The 15,800-nt window shown below is 65.3% G+C and carries 16 protein-coding genes; 1 reads left to right on the top strand and 15 read right to left on the bottom strand.

Translation table 11 applies throughout. The features are described 5' to 3' along the window. Window positions 1–8: 8 nt before the first annotated feature. The 13 genes from WN73_RS30500 to WN73_RS30440 all read right to left on the bottom strand — a co-directional run bounded on the left by WN73_RS30500 (window position 9) and on the right by WN73_RS30440 (window position 12,529). Entirely contained in the window at window positions 9–782 is a 774-nt protein-coding gene (locus tag WN73_RS30500; protein ID WP_028172159.1) for an SDR family NAD(P)-dependent oxidoreductase, read from the bottom strand. A 30-nt stretch (window positions 783–812) separates the two neighbouring features. Beyond that, complete coding sequence (locus tag WN73_RS30495; RefSeq protein WP_011086008.1) at window positions 813–1,820, bottom strand: ABC transporter ATP-binding protein; 1,008 nt, start codon at window positions 1,818–1,820, stop codon at window positions 813–815. Window positions 1,821–1,835: 15 nt separating this feature from the next. Continuing rightward, window positions 1,836–2,666, bottom strand: coding sequence for a carbohydrate ABC transporter permease (locus tag WN73_RS30490; RefSeq protein WP_038966046.1), 831 nt, complete (start codon window positions 2,664–2,666; stop codon window positions 1,836–1,838). 3 nt (window positions 2,667–2,669) lie between these two features. Then, entirely contained in the window at window positions 2,670–3,542 is an 873-nt protein-coding gene (locus WN73_RS30485; RefSeq protein ID WP_271555963.1) for a carbohydrate ABC transporter permease, read from the bottom strand. A 96-nt stretch (window positions 3,543–3,638) separates the two neighbouring features. Further along, a complete protein-coding gene (locus WN73_RS30480) occupies window positions 3,639–4,949 on the bottom strand; it encodes an ABC transporter substrate-binding protein (RefSeq protein ID WP_049832420.1) in 1,311 nt (436 codons plus the stop codon). A gap of 314 nt (window positions 4,950–5,263) precedes the next feature. Further along, window positions 5,264–6,214 (bottom strand): sugar-binding transcriptional regulator, encoded by a 951-nt coding sequence (locus WN73_RS30475; RefSeq protein WP_011086003.1) that lies wholly within the window; start codon window positions 6,212–6,214, stop codon window positions 5,264–5,266. A gap of 6 nt (window positions 6,215–6,220) precedes the next feature. Further along, on the bottom strand, window positions 6,221–6,883 hold the full coding sequence (locus tag WN73_RS30470; RefSeq protein ID WP_028172164.1) for an HAD family hydrolase: 663 nt from the start codon (window positions 6,881–6,883) through the stop codon (window positions 6,221–6,223). A gap of 73 nt (window positions 6,884–6,956) precedes the next feature. Next, window positions 6,957–8,876 carry a nitric oxide reductase activation protein NorD gene (locus WN73_RS30465; RefSeq protein WP_271555962.1) on the bottom strand — a complete coding sequence of 640 codons (1,920 nt, stop codon included), beginning with the start codon at window positions 8,874–8,876 and terminating at the stop codon, window positions 6,957–6,959. A gap of 10 nt (window positions 8,877–8,886) precedes the next feature. Further along, window positions 8,887–9,696, bottom strand: coding sequence for a CbbQ/NirQ/NorQ/GpvN family protein (locus tag WN73_RS30460; protein ID WP_028172166.1), 810 nt, complete (start codon window positions 9,694–9,696; stop codon window positions 8,887–8,889). A 62-nt stretch (window positions 9,697–9,758) separates the two neighbouring features. Further along, window positions 9,759–11,105: a cbb3-type cytochrome c oxidase subunit I gene (locus WN73_RS30455; protein ID WP_028172167.1), complete on the bottom strand. Its 1,347-nt coding sequence runs from the start codon at window positions 11,103–11,105 to the stop codon at window positions 9,759–9,761. A 37-nt stretch (window positions 11,106–11,142) separates the two neighbouring features. Then, a complete protein-coding gene (locus tag WN73_RS30450; protein ID WP_027546282.1) occupies window positions 11,143–11,595 on the bottom strand; it encodes a c-type cytochrome in 453 nt (150 codons plus the stop codon). Between the two features lie 95 nt (window positions 11,596–11,690). Further along, complete coding sequence (locus tag WN73_RS30445; RefSeq protein WP_049832431.1) at window positions 11,691–11,951, bottom strand: cytochrome C oxidase subunit IV family protein; 261 nt, start codon at window positions 11,949–11,951, stop codon at window positions 11,691–11,693. Between the two features lie 2 nt (window positions 11,952–11,953). Continuing rightward, complete coding sequence (locus WN73_RS30440; protein WP_011085996.1) at window positions 11,954–12,529, bottom strand: cytochrome c oxidase subunit 3 family protein; 576 nt, start codon at window positions 12,527–12,529, stop codon at window positions 11,954–11,956. 169 nt (window positions 12,530–12,698) lie between these two features. On the opposite strand from WN73_RS30440, the gene WN73_RS30435 reads away from it, so the two are divergent. After that, window positions 12,699–12,854 (top strand): hypothetical protein, encoded by a 156-nt coding sequence (locus WN73_RS30435; RefSeq protein WP_091892367.1) that lies wholly within the window; start codon window positions 12,699–12,701, stop codon window positions 12,852–12,854. 102 nt (window positions 12,855–12,956) lie between these two features. Here the strand turns inward: WN73_RS30435 and mmsB are convergent, their stop codons facing one another. Together mmsB and mmsA are read right to left on the bottom strand one after the other, a co-directional pair. After that, window positions 12,957–14,147 carry a multiple monosaccharide ABC transporter permease gene (gene mmsB, locus WN73_RS30430; protein WP_011085994.1) on the bottom strand — a complete coding sequence of 397 codons (1,191 nt, stop codon included), beginning with the start codon at window positions 14,145–14,147 and terminating at the stop codon, window positions 12,957–12,959. Beyond that, on the bottom strand, window positions 14,144–15,721 hold the full coding sequence (gene mmsA / locus WN73_RS30425) for a multiple monosaccharide ABC transporter ATP-binding protein (protein ID WP_038966050.1): 1,578 nt from the start codon (window positions 15,719–15,721) through the stop codon (window positions 14,144–14,146). Before mmsA ends, mmsB begins: the two co-directional genes overlap by 4 nt. Between the last annotated feature and the right edge of the window lie 79 nt (window positions 15,722–15,800).

Raw genomic sequence — 15,800 nt, 5'->3', positions numbered from 1 at the left:
CGGCAAGCCTACCAGCAAGTGTAGCCGCCATCCACCAGCACGATGCTGCCGGTCATCAGGCTCGCGGCTTCCGAGGAGAGGAACAGCACGACGGAGGCGATCTCCTCGACCTGCCCCATCCGCGCCATCGGGGTTCCGCCGATCCAGGCGTCGTACATTTTGGGATTGCTCTTCACGAAGGCGTTGAGCGGCGTCTCGATATAGGTCGGCGCCACCGCGTTGACGCGGATGCCGCGCGCGCCCCATTCGGCGGCGAGCGACTTGGTCAGATGGTGCACACCGGCCTTCGACGCATTGTAGAAGCACTGCTCCTGCGGCTTGTTGACGATGAAGCCTGACATCGAGCCGACATTGACGATGGCGCCGCTTTGCGCCTTCAGCATGTGCTTGCCGAACTCGCGGCAGCACCAGAAGGTGCCGTTGAGGTTGACGTCGATGACGTTGAGCCAATGCTCGTCGGTCACGGTCTCCGCCGGCGTCTCGCTGCGGGCGATGCCGGCATTGTTGACGAGGATGTCGACCCTGCCGTGGCGGGCGACGAGGTCATTAGCGACCTCGGCGACGCGCCTGGTATCGGTCACGTCCATGATCGCGGTCTCGGCGTCAAACCCCTTGGCTTTCAAGCTGGCCTTGGCGCTGTCGGCGACCTTGCTGTCGCGGTCGCCGATGACGACCCTGGCGCCGGCTTCGGCGAGCGCCTCGGCGCAGGCCAGCCCAATGCCCTGCCCGCCGCCGGTGATGAACGCGGTCTTGCCGTTCAGCTTGAATTTTTCCAGGTACATGTTGGTCTTTCCGTTCTTTGCCGTTTCTTGTCAGCCGCGAAGCGCGTTGCCGCTCGCATCGAAGCGGTGGATCCGCGCGGGGTCCGGCACCAGCGACACGTGATCGCCGGCATGCAGGCTCAATTCGCCGATGTAGCGCGCGGTCAGCATGCCGAGCGGACCGGCATCGACGTAGAGAAAGGTGTCGCTGCCGAGATGCTCGGCGACCGCGATCGTCCCCTGCCAGCCGCCGGCGCCGTCGCGCTCGATCCTGAGGTGCTCCGGCCGCACGCCGATCGTGGCCGCGCCCTGCTGCCTGGCGAGTTCGCCGGTGACGAAGTTCATCTTGGGCGAGCCGATGAAGCCGGCGACGAAGAGATTGGCAGGCTTCTCGTAAAGCTCCAGCGGCGAGCCGTATTGCTCGATCTTGCCGCCGTTGAGCACGACGATCTTGTCGGCCATGGTCATGGCCTCGACCTGGTCATGGGTGACGTAGATCGCGGTGGTGCCGAGCTGCTTCTGGAGCCGCGTCACCTCGATGCGCATCTGCACGCGGAGCGCGGCATCCAGGTTCGACAGCGGCTCGTCGAACAGGAACGCCTTGGGCTCGCGCACGATGGCGCGGCCGATCGCGACGCGCTGGCGCTGGCCGCCGGAAAGCTCGCGCGGCTTGCGGTCGAGGTAGGGCGTGAGGTTCAGCGTCGCGGCGGCGGCCTCGACCTTGCGGTTGATCTCGTCCTTGGGGAGCCCCGCCATCTTCAGGCCGAAGCCGATATTGCCGCGCACGCTCATGTGCGGATAGAGCGCGTAGGACTGGAACACCATGGATAACCCGCGCTTGGCGGGCGGCGTGTCGACGACGTTCTTGCCGTCGATCAGGATCTTGCCGCCGGAGACGTCCTCGAGGCCGGCGATCAGCCGCAACAGCGTGGTCTTGCCGCAGCCGGAGGGACCGACGAACACCACGAAGGAGCCGTCGGCAATGTCGAGATCTGCGCCCTTGATGATGTGCACGGGGCCGAAGGATTTCTGCACGTCCTGAAGTGTGATCTGACCCATGATCCGGCAGCCCCTCTACTTCACCGCGCCGAAGGTCAGCCCGCGCACGAGCTGCTTCTGGCTGAACCAACCGAGGACGAGAATGGGCGCGATCGCCAGCGTCGAGGCCGCCGACAGCTTTGCCCAGAACAGCCCTTCCGGGCTCGAATAGGAGGCGATGAACGTGGTGAGCGGCGCGGCGTTCGAGGTCGACAGGTTCAGCGTCCAGAACGCCTCGTTCCAGGCCAGAATCAGATTGAGCAGCAGGGTCGATGCCAGACCCGGGATCGCCATCGGCGTCAGCACGTAGACCAGCTCGCGGCCGATGGTGGCGCCATCCATGCGCGCGGCTTCGAGGATGTCGCGCGGGATCTCCTTGAAATAGGTGAACAGCATCCAGATCACGATCGGCAGATTGCCGAGGCACAGGATGAAGACGAGGCCGATGCGGGAATCGAGCAGGCCGAAGGTCTTGTAGATCAGGTAGATCGGCACCAGCACGCCGACCGGCGGCATCATCTTGGTCGAGAGCATCCAGAGCAGGATGTCCTTGGTGCGCTTGGTCGGCGCGAACGCCATCGACCAGGCCGCCGGGATGGCGATCAAGAGCGCAATGAGCGTCGAGCCGCCGGCGATGATGACCGAGTTCATGGCGTGGTGCAGATAGTCGCTCCGCTCCTGCACGGTCGCGTAATTTTCCGTGGTCCAGTGGAAGAACAGGAAGGACGGCGGAATGGCGAAGGCCTCGAGCTCGGTCTTGAAGCTTGCCAGCACCATCCAGAGGATCGGGAAGAAGATCAGGAAGCCGAAGAACCACGCCCCGATCGTCGAGATCACCACCCGCTGCGTCGTTGCCATCCGCGCCATGCTTCAAGCCTCCAAATTGCGGCCGACGATGCGGACGAGGAAGAAGGCGACGACATTGGCGATCACCACCGCGACGAGGCCGCCGGCGGAGGCGCTGCCGACGTCGAACTGGATCAGTGCCTGCGAGTAGATCAGGAAAGCGATGTTGGTGGTCTGCAGGCCCGGCCCGCCGCCGGTGGTGACGAAGATCTCGGCGAACACCGTGAGCAGGAAAATGGTCTCGATCAGGATCACCACGGTGATGGGACGCGCCAGATGCGGCAGCGTGATGTAGATGAAGGCCGAGACGGCGCTCGCGCCATCCATTTCGGCGGCCTCCTTCTGCTCCTCGTCGAGCGATTGCAGCGCGGTCAGCAGGATGAGCGTCGCGAACGGCAGCCATTGCCAGGCGACGATCAGGATCACCGCGAACAGCGGCACGTCGTTGAACCAGTCGATCGGCGTCAATCCGACCAGCTTGGCGAGCCAGGCGAACAGCCCGGAGACCGGGTGCATCAACAGGTTCTTCCAGACCAGCGCGCTCACCGTCGGCATCACGAAGAACGGCGCGATCACCATCAACCGCACGATGTTGCGGCCGATCACGGGCTGGTCCATCAGCAACGCCAGCGGAATGCCGAGCATAATGGTCATGGCCAGCACCGAGCCGACCAGCACCAGCGTGTTCTGGAGCGACGCGAGGAAAGCGGGATCGGTGAGGAAGTAGCGGAAGTTTTCCAGCCCGACAAACTCTTCCGAGCCGGGATCGAGCAGGCTGTAGTGCAGCGTCGAGAAATAGATCGTCAGCGCGAGCGGGACGATCATCCAGATGAAGAGCAGCCCGACGGCCGGGGTCAGGAGCGCGCGCGCCAGAAACTGCGTCTGCCGGGTTGCCATCCCTGACTTCTCCGCTTGCCGAAAGAAGGCGGCCATCCATCCGGGGCTGGACTGGAGGATGGCCGCCAGTTTGAGCTCAGGAGGGAGAGCTCGGGTTCACTTGATGTAACCGGCGCGCTTCATCTCGCGCTCGGTCACGGATTGCGCCGCGGTGAGCGCGGCATCGACCGTCATCGAGCCCGAAAGCGCCGCCGAGAACTGCTGGCCCACCTGGGTGCCGATGCCCTGGAACTCGGGGATCGCGGCATATTGCACGCCCACGTAAGGCACCGGCTTCACCGTCGGCTTGTTCGGATCGGCGGCGTCGATCGAGGCCAGCGTCAATTTGGCGAAGGGCGCGACCTTCAGGTATTCAGGGTTCTGGTAGAGCGAGGTGCGGGTGCCCGGCGGCACGTTCGCCCAGCCCTCCTTCGAGGCCACAAGTTTCGTGTAGTCCTTGCTCGTTGCCCAGGCGATGAACTTTTCGGCCGCTTCCGCCTTCTTCGAGCCGGCGGGGATCGCCAGATTCCAGGCCCACAGCCAGTTGGCGTTCTTGCCGAGCCCGGTGTTGGGCGCGAGCGCAAAGCCGACCTTGTCGGCGACCTTGGAGTCCTTGGGATTGGTGACGAAGGACGCCGCCACCGTCGCGTCGATCCACATCGCGCATTTGCCGGCGTTGAACAGTGCCAGGTTCTCGTTGAAGCCGTTGGAGCTCGCGCCGGGAGGGCCGGCGTCCTTCATCAGGTTCACATAGGTCGTGAGCGTCGTCTTCCATTCCGGCGTATTGAACTGCGGCACCCACTTCTCGTCGAACCAGCGCGCACCGTAGGAATTGGCCATCGCGGAGAGGAACGCCATGTTCTCGCCCCAGCCGGCTTTGCCGCGCAGGCAGATGCCATAGACGCCCGCGTTCTTGTCGGTCAGCTTCTTGGCGGCGTCGATCACGAAATCCCAGGTCGGCTTCTCCGGCATCTTCAGGCCGGCCTTGTCGAACAGGTCGGTGCGGTACATCACCATCGAGCTCTCGCCGTAGAACGGCGCGGCATAGAGCTTGCCGTCGGTGGAGACCGCGTCCTTGATCCTGGGCAGCAGGTCGGCGACGTCGTAATCGGCACCGAGATTGGCGAGCGGCACCAGCCAGCCCTTCTTGGCCCAGATCGGCACCTCATAGGTGCCGATGGTGAGCACGTCGAACTGACCGCCCTTGGTGGCGATGTCGGTGGTGACGCGCTGGCGCAGCACGTTCTCCTCCAGCGTCACCCATTTCACAGTGATATCGGGGTTCTTCTTGGTGAATTCACCGGTCAGCCCCTGCATGCGGATCATGTCGCCGTTGTTGACGGTGGCGATCGTCAGGGTGGTTTCGGCCATCGCGGGGATGGCCAGCAGGACGGACGCGCCGCAGACGGCGCCGAGGACGTGTTTCACGGTGACCTCCCTCAAACTCGCGTTTTGAGCATATGCCCACGCGTTGGGCGTATGTTCGGATGAGGGATACCGCTTGTCAAGCAGGCGCGCGGGTGTTTCGGCAACTTATGAGTGCTGCGATGCGGGAGGGCGGGCTGTTGCGCACCCTCCCCTGTCATGCCCCGCGCAGGCGGGGCATCCAGTACGCCGTGCTGTCTGTTGGTTTGCCCCAAGTGAGGCCGCGGCGTACTGGATCATCCGCCTCCGCGGATGATGACAGTGTTGTGCGGGGAAAGACCTTCCGCCTCGCAAGGATGCTGACGTGCTGGCTCGCCTCAGCGCTCCAGGATCGCCCTTGCCGTCGCCTCGTCGGTGATCAGGCCGTTGATCAGCCCTCCGCTCAAGGCCGCCGCGATCGCCGGGACCTTGGCGGCGCCGACCGCGGCGCCAATGGTCGTGGTCTTCGCCGGAACTTCCGGCGGAATGCTGGTGAGGCGCTTGTTGGTGCCGGCCTTGAGCAGGCGGCCCTTGGCGTCATAGGCCCAGCCGGTGATCTCGCCGATCGCCCCCTGCCGCATCATCTCGAACAGTTCGTCGCGGGTGACGAAGCCGTCGATATGGACCTGCGCCTTCTGGTCCATCTGACCGATGCCGACGAGGCGCAGATCCGCCTTGGCCGCGACCGCCTTCACCTTGGCGATCGGCTCGATGCGCACCATCCTGTTGCGCTCGTCCTCCGACGACATGAGGAACGGCAGCGGCATCGGGTAGTGCCGCGCCCCGGTGCGGTCGGCGAGCCGCCCGACGGTGTCGTAGAAGCTCGCCGAACCGTCGGCGGAGATGTTGCCGACCAGCGAAACGATCTGGTGATTGGGCCGGTCGATCGGCGTGACGCGCTCGACCGCGGCGCGCACCGCCCGCCCGGTGCCGAGCGCGACGATGACGGGCGTTTCGGAGCGCAGCGTGGAATCGAGCAGGTTGGCGCAGCGCTCGGCAATGCCGGCGGTCGCCTGCGGCGCGGCGGGATCTTCTGGCACCACCTCGCAATGGACGAGATCGAACCGCTCCTTCAGACGCGCCGCCAATTCCATGCAGGCGGCGATGGGATGTTCGAGCCGGAAGGTGATCAGCCGCTCGGCAAGGCAGAGCGAGACCAGCCGCTGCGCCGAGGCGCGCGAGACCTGGAGCATTTTTGCGATCTCGTCCTGGGTGTGGCCGGCAATGAAATAGAGCCAGCCGGCCCGCGCGGCGTCGTCGAGTCTCGACTTGTCGTTCTCGGCGGCCATGCGGGCTCACATCTCCCAGAAATCGCTCATGCGCGCGAAGACCCGATCGGCCCCGGCGGCGGACAATATAGCCCGGCCGTCGCGGGCGCGATAATGGCTGCCGCCGACAAATCCCCATACGGTCATGCCGGCCGCCCTGCCGGCCTGCACACCGCTGACGCTGTCCTCGATCACCAGCGTGCGCGCGGGCTCCGCGCCCATCTGCGCCGCCGCGTGAAGAAAGAGATCCGGCGCCGGCTTGCCGTGCCTGACCATCTGCGCTGTGTAGAGCCGCGCGCCGAAATGCGCCCGAAGGCCGGTGACATCGAGCGAGAGCGAGACACGGTCGATGTCGCTGGACGAGGCCACGCAGAACGGCGCGGCGAGCCCGGAGATCACCGCCCCTACCCCGGGGATCGGCTCGAGCGAAGCAGAGAACGTCTCCAGCACACGCGACTTCAATCGCGGCAGGAAGCCATCCGGCACGACCTGCCCGAGATCACGGTAGTGCTGCTCGATCGCCCTGGTGCTGCGCCCGAGAAACAGCTCGAGCGCCTGCTCCTCGCTGAGCGCGAGGCCGAATTCGGCCAGCACCTCCGACAAGCACCGGCAGCTCAAGAGCTCGCTATCGACGAGCACGCCGTCACAATCGAAGATGATGAGATCGGGTTTTGGCCGGCCTTGGTCCATTCGGACATTCGATCATATACTCACCGCATGAGCAATAGCTCAGGCAAGAACGCGGTGCCGCGGCGTTCCCGCCTCAATGCGCCACCTGCCGGTAGATCGCCGGCAGCGCCGCAGGCAATCGCTTGATGTTGCCGACGATCGCATAGCCGCCGCGCCCGAACAGCGTTGGAAAATAGGATTGCGCGGTCGCGTCGACCGTCACGCCGAAGACGGCGATGCCGAGCCGGCGCGCTTCCTGCACGGACTTCCTGGTGTCCTCGACCGCAAAGCGCCCCTCGTAGTGATCGACGTCGTTCGGCTTGCCGTCGGTGAGGACGAGCAGCAGCTTCTTGCGCTGCGGCTGGCGCGCCAGCTCGGCCGAGGCGTGGCGCACTGCGGCGCCGATCCGCGTATAATAACCGGGCTTGAGCGCGCCGATCCGGCGCTCGACCAGTCCGCTCATCGGCTCGCCGAACGCCTTGATCGTTTCGAGCCGCACCCAGGACCGCCGGCGCGAGGTGAAGGTCAGGATGCTGTGGTGGTCGCCGCAGGCCGACAGCCCGTGTGCGAGCACGAGCAACGCCTCCTTCTCGACGTCGAGCACGCGGTAGCCGTCAACCCAGGCATCCGTCGAGAGTGAGACGTCCGCGAGCAGCGTGACGGCGAGATCGTGCCCCTGCGGCCGCATTGCCATGTGGACGCGATCAAGACCCGCGCCATTGCCGCCGGCGCGAAGATCGCACCGCGCGCGCACGAGCGCATCAAGATCGAGATCGTGTCCGTCGGCCTGCGCACGCATCAATTCGTGGCGCGGCCGCAGGATCTCGAAGCGGCGGCGCACCTGGCGGATGTGGCGGCGCATGGTCTCGTCCGGCGTCCAGCTCTCACCTCGCTCGGAGGCCGCGCCGGCGAGCACGCGGCAATGATCGGACAGATAGGAGCTGCTGCGATAATCCCATTCGGGATAGGTCAAATCCGCGTTCAGGCGCGAGGCGTCGAGGGCTTCCGGCGGCAGGTCGAGATCGAATTTGAAGCGGCTCGCCGGCTTGCCGCTGCGGCGGCTGAGCGTGATCTCCTCGAGATCGTCGGCCGCCTTCTGTGCGTCTTCGTCATCGCTGTCGTCGGCCGGGCGATCGACATTGACCATTTCGGCCATCGCGAGGATCTTTTCGAAGCGGTTGAGCACGAAGGGATCGCTGCGATTGGCGCCGTCCTCGCGCTCGCGGACGGCGAAACGCTTGCGATTGTCCTGGGCTGCGGGCTCCGCGCCATCAGCGCACTCGTCCTCGCCGGCATGCGCGGGCGACAGCTCGCGCGTCCAGCAATCGCCCCAGAGCGGGCACGGCAGGTTCGAATGATAGCCCGGCGGCGCCTTGTCCGGCAGCGGCTCCGTTCCCATCATCGCCGGCCATAATTTGCCCGCGGGCGCAGGTCCCGCTCCGAGCAGGGCGAGAACGATCTGCTCGATCTCCTGCTCGATGCGCGGTAACGGACGCCGCGGCCGGGCCGCGGCGGTTGCCGCGGCAAGCTGCGCGTAATCGGCGACGAGCCCGGGAAACTGCGTGAGCACAAAGACCGCCGTTTCGGCGGCGCGGCGCAGCACCAGCAGATCGCGCCTAAGCGGATCGGCCTCCACAATCGTCTCGATCGGCGCGACCGCGAACCATGCCGCGAGCCAGCGATAGAGGCATGCGTTGAGCTCGCGGTCGGGAAAGATCGCGATGCGATCGGGCAGGAAGATGGTTGCGGCGTCGCGGCCCGGCTGCTCGAGACGCTCGTCGCCGAGGCCGATGCGTTGCCGCCAGCCGAGCCGGTGCCCGGACTTGCGGGCGCCGGCGCTTGCGATCTGCACGCCGGCCTCGCCGCCGAGCGCGCGGAACATCACCGCGATCCGGTCCCTCACCTCGGTGAGCGACACCGCGTGATCGGCGTGAACCGGATAGCTCGCGGTGCCGCCGACCATCCGGTGCCAGGCACGGCCGACCGTTTCCTCCAGTTCGAGGAAGTCGAGCATGGGCCCGTCCTCACCCGATCACGGCGCGCGCGACGTCGAGCAGCGCGGCCTTGACGTCGGAATCGTCGGTCAAGGGCTCGATCATGCCGGCCAGCACGGCGTCGGCGATCGGCGTGCCCGCGGCGATCAGGGTCGCGCAATAGACGACGAGGCGCGTCGAGACGCCCTCCTCCAGATCGTGCCCCCTAAGTGCGCGCAGCCGCCCGGCCAGCGCAACCAGCGGCCGCACGCGATCCGGCGGCAGCCCGCTCTCGGCGGACACCACCGCGACCTCCTGCTCTGGGGCTAAGAAGCCGAACTCGATGGCGACGAAGCGCTGCCGCGTCGAGGGCTTCAGTGCCTTGAGCAGCGTCTGGTAACCGGGATTGTAGGACACGACGAGCATGAAGCTCTTCGGTGCCGCCAGCTCCTCGCCGGTGCGCTCCAGCGGCAGGATGCGGCGATCGTCGGTGAGCGGATGCAGCACCACGGTGACGTCCTTGCGCGCTTCCACCACCTCGTCGAGATAGCAGATGCCGCCCTCGCGCACCGCGCGCGTCAGCGGACCGTCGGTCCATACGGTGTCGCCGCCCTTCAATAGATAGCGGCCGGTGAGATCGGCGGCGGTGAGATCGTCGTGGCAGGCCACGGTGTGGAGCGGCAGTCCGAGCCGTGCCGCCATATGCGCGACGAAGCGCGTCTTGCCGCAACCGGTCGGCCCCTTGAGCAGGACCGGAAGCTGATGACGCCAGGCGTGCTCGAACAGCGCGCATTCATTGCCGGTTGCGACATAGGCCGGCAACGCGGGCGCCGAGGTCACCGTGTGAAGGGCAGGTTTCATGATGTCTCTCCGGACTTTCCAGGAAGCAGGCGGCCGCGGCGAACCGCGGCCGCCATTTGCGTTTACTCAGCCGGCTGCAGCGCGGCGGGCACGGTCGCCTGCTTCTCGCGGCCCGGCACCAGCACCGCCCAGACGAACATCAGCGCGGAGATCGCGACGAACACGCCGGAACCGAGCCGGACCCAGTAGAACATCGCGAGCTGGTCCTGCACGTCCATGTAGCTCTGGCCGAGCACGCGCTGGAGGTGGACCTGGACCACGCCGGCGAAGGTCAGCGCAAAGGTCATGGTCATCATGGCCGTGCACATGATCCAGAAGCTCGTCATGCTGAGCCACTGGTTGTATGGCGCGCGTCCCTTCAGCTGCGGGATCGCATAGGCCATCACCGACAGGTTCAGCATCACATAGGCGCCGAAGAAGGCGAGATGGCCGTGCGCGGCGGTGACCTGGGTGCCGTGGGTGTAGTAGTTCACCGAGGACAGCGTGTGCAGGAAGCCCCAGACGCCGGCACCGAGGAACGCCATCACCGAGCAGCCGACCGACCACAGCAGCGCGGCGCGGTTCGGATGCTTGCGGCCGGCCTTCCAGGTCATCTGCACGGTGAAGATCACCATGGTGAAGAACGGCGCGACCTCGAGCGTCGAGAACAGCGAGCCGATCCACTGCCAGTAGCCGGGCGCGCCGATCCAGTAGAAGTGATGGCCGGTGCCGAGGATGCCCGAGAACAGGGCAAGGCCGATGATGACGTAGAGCCACTTCTCGACCACCTCGCGGTCGATGCCGTTGAGCTTGATCATCAGGTAGGCGAGCACGGAGGCCATGATCAGCTCCCAGACGCCTTCGACCCAGAGATGGACGACGTACCACCAGTACATCTTGTCGACGGCGAGGTTCGCCGGATTGTAGAACGCGAACAGGAAGAAGATCGCAACGCCCCACAGGCCGAACAGCAGGATGTTGGTCACCGTGGTCTTGCGGCCCTTGAGCGCCGTCATGGTCACGTTGAACAGGAACATCAGGCAGACCACGACGATGCCGACCTTGATGATGAAGGGTTGCTCGAGGAATTCGCGGCCCTCGTGGTAGTGGAAGAGATAGCCGACCACGGCGACGCCGGCCGCGCCGAAGAACATCCAGAACTGGATCTTCGCCAGCAGCGGGCTGTACAGCTCGGTCTCGGTCTCCTCCGGGAGCAGGAAGTAGGTCGCACCCATGAAGCCGATCAGCGACCATACGATCAGCGCGTTGGTATGGATCATCCTGACGATGTTGAACGGCAGGAGGGTCGACAGGGTGTTGGGCAGGACGTAGATGGTTCCGGCGAGCAGGCCGAACAGGACCTGGGCCAGGAACAGCGTCAGCGCGCCGTAGAAATACAGCATCGCGACTTTCTGGGTCTGATATTTCATCTCGGTTCTCTCTGTCTTGAAAGAGGATTAGCGGCGCTCAACCGGCCTTGTTCGGCGGCCAGTCCTGGCGCTTGATCGTGCTCACCCATTGCAGGAAGTCGGCAAGATCGTTGAGCTCCTGGTCGGTCAGGTTGAACTGCGGCATCTGCCGCCGGCCCTCGGCGCCCGACGGCTGCGACTGCATCCAGGCCTTCAGCGTCTCGCGCGCAGCGGCCGGATCTTCCTTGCCGCCCCAGCGATCCCAGACGTTGCCGACCTCGGGGGCGAAATAGGCGCCCTCACCGAGCAAGGTGTGGCAGTTGATGCAGGAGTTCTTCTCCCAGACATGCTTGCCGCGGGCGACCGACGACGTCAGCGTCGAAGCGTCGGTCGAGGTCGTGGCCATGTAGTAATGGCTGTGCGCCGTCAGCCCTATGAAGATGGCGAAGAAAAAAGCCGAGCCGCCGTAGAAGACGTTTCGAGCGGCCGACTTGGTCAGGCGTTCAGCCATTGCCAATCCTTTCCGGTTGATTCCTGTCGAGGTCCGATGCTGCGATTTATTGCCGCTTCGCGCGGCCGGTTCTTTGTCAGGGCGCAATGAGCGCGTCAGATCAGGGCGACGACGGCCGACACGGACCAGGCAAACAGCACGACGATGACGACCCAGGCGCTCACGAGGCCGCGCCAGAGCGCCGGCGCGGCGCGGAGATCGAGGAAATCGAGCACGATCCGGCGCCCCTTGAGCGCGGCGAAGGCCAGCAGCAGGGCGTTGCCGAGCAGCGGACGCGTCACAAGGGATGGCACCAGGACGGTCGCGAGCGCGAGGCCGATCAGCACGATCCATGTGAGGTCGAGACGATCCGGCATCATCAGCGCACCAGATACAGGATCGGAAACATGACGATCCAGAGCAGGTCGACCATGTGCCAGAAGGCGGCCCCCGTCTCGACGCCGATCACCTCTGCCCTCCGGGAAACCACGGCCAGGATCACGATGCCGAGGCCGACATGCAGGAGATGAAAGCCGGTGAGAAGGAAGTACAGCGTGAAGAACGGGCTGGTCTCCAGCCCGTTTCCCTGCGCGATCTCGCCGGCATATTCGAGCAGCTTGATCGCGATGAAGACGCCGCCAAGGGCCATGGCACCGAACAGCCAGCCGCGCGCGGCCTGCTTGCGTCGTGCCCGTGCGGCAGCCGTGCCGCGGGCCGCGGCCCAGCCGCTGGTCACCAGGACGATTGTGTTGAGCCCGGCGAGATGCGCATCGAGCGTGGCCTGTCCGGCCGCGAACATCGCGGGATGAATGGCGCGGGCGACGATGAAGGCGCCGAGGAACAGGCCGAACGCGGCCAGCTCGCTGAAGATCAGCACCCAGATCATGGGATCGCCGGGGAGATCCTCGAGGATGCCCCAGCCGGTTCCCTGTTGTTCGCAATCGGTTGCCGACATCTGCCTTCCGGATCAGGACACCGGACAGACTTAGCTGACCCGCCCCGATCCGAGTTTGTCGGCGGACAAACTGGTGGATTGCGCCGGCTTGTTTGCGCCGACGCAACGTCCACCCGCCCGGATCACGGTAGGAACCACCTCAGGATTTCAGGGAGCGGCGAGCAACGATATGAGCGACGCACAAATCGGGCTGATGACCGCGACCCCCATCATCATCGCGTTCGCCATCGCGCTCAGGCGCATGGGGGTACTGTCAACCGTGGCGACCGTCTCCGCGGTCAGCCTCTCCGTCGCCATCGCGGCGGTGCTGTTCACCACGCAGTAGCGGCTGCCGTAGGGTGGACGCGTGCCCACCACTTCTCGCGCGATCGTGGAAGGGTGGTAGGCACGGCGCTTACGCGCCTTTGCCGACCCTACAACAGTCCACTCACCGCCGCTGATTATACACGTCGATGCACACCGCTCCCAGCAGCACCAGGCCCTTGATGACCTGCTGATAGTCGATGCCGATGCCGAGGATGGACATGCCGTTGTTCATCACGCCCATGATCATGGCGCCGACCACGGCGCCGCCGACGCGGCCCACGCCGCCATAGGCCGAGGCGCCGCCGATGAAGCAGGCAGCGATGACGTCGAGCTCGAAGCCCAAGCCCGCCTTCGGCGTTGCGGTGTTGAGGCGCGCGGCGAAGACGAGGCCGGCGAGCGCGGCCAGCACGCCCATGTTGACGAAGGTGAGGAAGGTCAGCCGCTCGGTCTTGATGCCCGACAGGCTTGCCGCCTTGGCATTGCCGCCGACCGCGTAGATCTGCCGCCCGATCACGGTGCGACGGGTGACGAAGCCGTAGAGCGCGATCAGCGCGCCCATGATCACCAGCACGTTGGGCAGGCCACGATGCGAGGCGATCAGATAGGTGAAGTAGAGCACGGCGCAGGCCAGCAAAATGCTCTTGCCGAGAAAGAAGGCATAAGGCTCGACCTCGATGCCGTGCGACTGCTCGCGCGACCGGCCCTTGGCGCTGACATAGACGAGGCCGAGCGCGAGCACGGCGCCGATCAGCATGGAGGTCGGATGCAGCGTGCCGGCCTCGGGCAGTATCTCCGGAATGAAGCCCGAGGACAGTTTCTGGAAGGTCGCCGGGAACGGCCCGAGCGACTGGCCCTGCAACACCGCAAGCGCAAGACCCTTGAACACGAGCATGCCGGCCAGCGTCACGATGAAGGACGGGATCTTGAAATAGGCCACCCAATAGCCCTGCGCCGCGCCGATCGCGGCGCCCAGCAGCAGGCAGGCGATGAAGGCCAGCGTGTAGTCGACCTTGTACGTCACCATCAGCACGGCGGCCACCGCGCCGACGAAGCCCGCGACCGAACCGACCGAGAGGTCGATATGGCCGGTGACGATCACCAGCAGCATGCCGAGCGCCATGATGACGATGTAGCTGTTCTGGAGCACCAGGTTGGTCAAATTGAGCGGCTGGAGCAGCGTGCCGCCGGTCATGACCTGGAAGAACAGCATGATCGCGATCAGCGACATCAGCATGCCGTAATTGCGCAAATTATTCTTGATGAAGCTGCCGTGCCGGCGCTCCTCGGGCAGCGAAACCGTCTTGTCGGTCATGGCTGCAATCCTCCCATCTCCGCGGCCTCAGGCACGCCGTTTCCGTTGCTTCTCTGGTTGCGCATGATGGCGCGCATGATCTTCTCCTGCGTCGCTTCCGTGCCGGAGAACTCGCCGACGAAAGCGCCGTCGTTCATCACGCAGATGCGGTCGCAGATGCCAAGCAGCTCGGGCATCTCCGAGGAGATGACCACGACGCCGCGGCCGGCCTCCGCAAGCTCGTTGATGATACAGTAAATCTCGTATTTGGCACCGACGTCGATGCCCCTTGTCGGCTCGTCCAGGATCAGCACTTTGGGGTCGGTCATCAGCCATTTCGACAGCACCACCTTCTGCTGGTTGCCGCCGGAGAGCTGGCCGGTCTCCTGGTAGACGTCCGAGCAGCGGATGCGCATGCGGTTCCTGTAGTCGCTGGCAACCTTCAGCTCGGCGATGTCGTCGATCACCCTCCCCGGCGCGACCTGGTCGAGGCTGGCGAGCGTGATGTTCTTGCGGACGTCGTCGGCGAGGATCAGCCCGAGCTGCTTGCGGTCCTCGGTGACATAGGCAAGGCCGGCGTCGATCGCGGCGGCGACGCTCGGCAGCACGATCTCCCTGCCTTCGAGCCGGATCGAGCCGCTGATATTGGTGCCCCAGGAGCGGCCGAACAGGCTCATGGCGAATTCGGTGCGGCCGGCGCCCATCAGCCCGGCGATGCCGACGACCTCGCCGCGCTTGACGCCGAAATTGACGTTCTTGATGACCTGCCGCTCGGGATGAATGGGGTGATAGACCGACCAGTTCTCGATGGCGAGCACGGGCTCGCCGATCTTCACGCTGCGCTCGGGGAAGCGATGGGCGAGATCGCGGTTGACCATGCTGCGGATGATGCGGTCTTCCTGGATCGGCTCGGCACGGCAGTCGATGCTGTCGACGGTGCGGCCGTCGCGCAGCACGGTGATGTGGTCGGCGACCTTGGCCACCTCGTTGAGCTTGTGCGAGATCAGGATCGAGCCGATGCCCTGCTCGCGGAACGCCATCAGGCGTTCGAGCAATGCGGCACTATCGGCTTCGTTGAGGCTCGCGGTCGGCTCGTCCAGGATCAGCATCCGCACCCGCTTGGACAGCGCCTTGGCGATCTCGACCAGCTGCTGCTTGCCGACGCCGAGGTCGGTGATCAGCGTATCCGGCGATTCCCTCAGGCCGACCTGCGCCAGCAGCTCGCGGGTGCGCCGGTACACCTCGTCGCGGTCGATCACGCCGAATTTCGACGGCGGATGCGACAGGAAGATGTTTTCGGCGATCGACATCAACGGGATCAACGCCAGCTCCTGGTGGATGATGATGATGCCGAGCGCCTCGGAATCGTTGATGTCGCGGAAGCGGCGCTCCTCGCCCTCGAAGATGATGGTGCCTTCGTAGCTGCCGTGGGGATAGACGCCGCTCAAAACCTTCATCAGCGTGGACTTGCCGGCACCGTTCTCGCCGACAAGCGCGTGGATCTGCCCGGCGTGAACCGAGAAATTGACGTCGCGCAGCGCCTGGACGCCGGCAAAGCTCTTGCTGACGTTGCGCATCTCCAGCATGGCGGTCATGGCTTTGGTGTCCTAAATCGCGGTCGTTCCGGGGCGCCCGAAGGGCGAACCCGGAACCTCGAGATTCCGGGTTCGATGC

This window comes from Bradyrhizobium sp. CCBAU 45394 (genome assembly GCF_028128655.1).
GTDB classification, from domain to species: domain Bacteria; phylum Pseudomonadota; class Alphaproteobacteria; order Rhizobiales; family Xanthobacteraceae; genus Bradyrhizobium; species Bradyrhizobium diazoefficiens.
The sequence above is the reverse complement of the archived record's forward strand: the minus strand, read 5'-3'. Positions and strand labels throughout refer to the sequence as shown.

What these genes read in the sequence shown, in the direction of transcription:
- WN73_RS30500 (WP_028172159.1), bottom strand. Translation starts at nt 782, where the DNA reads ATGTACCTGGAAAAATTCAAGCTGAACGGCAAGACCGCGTTCATCACC.
- WN73_RS30495 (WP_011086008.1), bottom strand. Translation starts at nt 1,820, where the DNA reads ATGGGTCAGATCACACTTCAGGACGTGCAGAAATCCTTCGGCCCCGTG.
- WN73_RS30490 (WP_038966046.1), bottom strand. Translation starts at nt 2,666, where the DNA reads ATGGCGCGGATGGCAACGACGCAGCGGGTGGTGATCTCGACGATCGGG.
- WN73_RS30485 (WP_271555963.1), bottom strand. Translation starts at nt 3,542, where the DNA reads ATGGCAACCCGGCAGACGCAGTTTCTGGCGCGCGCGCTCCTGACCCCG.
- WN73_RS30475 (WP_011086003.1), bottom strand. Translation starts at nt 6,214, where the DNA reads ATGGCCGCCGAGAACGACAAGTCGAGACTCGACGACGCCGCGCGGGCC.
- WN73_RS30470 (WP_028172164.1), bottom strand. Translation starts at nt 6,883, where the DNA reads ATGGACCAAGGCCGGCCAAAACCCGATCTCATCATCTTCGATTGTGAC.
- WN73_RS30465 (WP_271555962.1), bottom strand. Translation starts at nt 8,876, where the DNA reads ATGCTCGACTTCCTCGAACTGGAGGAAACGGTCGGCCGTGCCTGGCAC.
- WN73_RS30460 (WP_028172166.1), bottom strand. Translation starts at nt 9,696, where the DNA reads ATGAAACCTGCCCTTCACACGGTGACCTCGGCGCCCGCGTTGCCGGCC.
- WN73_RS30455 (WP_028172167.1), bottom strand. Translation starts at nt 11,105, where the DNA reads ATGAAATATCAGACCCAGAAAGTCGCGATGCTGTATTTCTACGGCGCG.
- WN73_RS30450 (WP_027546282.1), bottom strand. Translation starts at nt 11,595, where the DNA reads ATGGCTGAACGCCTGACCAAGTCGGCCGCTCGAAACGTCTTCTACGGC.
- WN73_RS30445 (WP_049832431.1), bottom strand. Translation starts at nt 11,951, where the DNA reads ATGCCGGATCGTCTCGACCTCACATGGATCGTGCTGATCGGCCTCGCG.
- WN73_RS30440 (WP_011085996.1), bottom strand. Translation starts at nt 12,529, where the DNA reads ATGTCGGCAACCGATTGCGAACAACAGGGAACCGGCTGGGGCATCCTC.
- WN73_RS30435 (WP_091892367.1), top strand. Translation starts at nt 12,699, where the DNA reads ATGAGCGACGCACAAATCGGGCTGATGACCGCGACCCCCATCATCATC.
- mmsB (WP_011085994.1), bottom strand. Translation starts at nt 14,147, where the DNA reads ATGACCGACAAGACGGTTTCGCTGCCCGAGGAGCGCCGGCACGGCAGC.
- mmsA (WP_038966050.1), bottom strand. Translation starts at nt 15,721, where the DNA reads ATGACCGCCATGCTGGAGATGCGCAACGTCAGCAAGAGCTTTGCCGGC.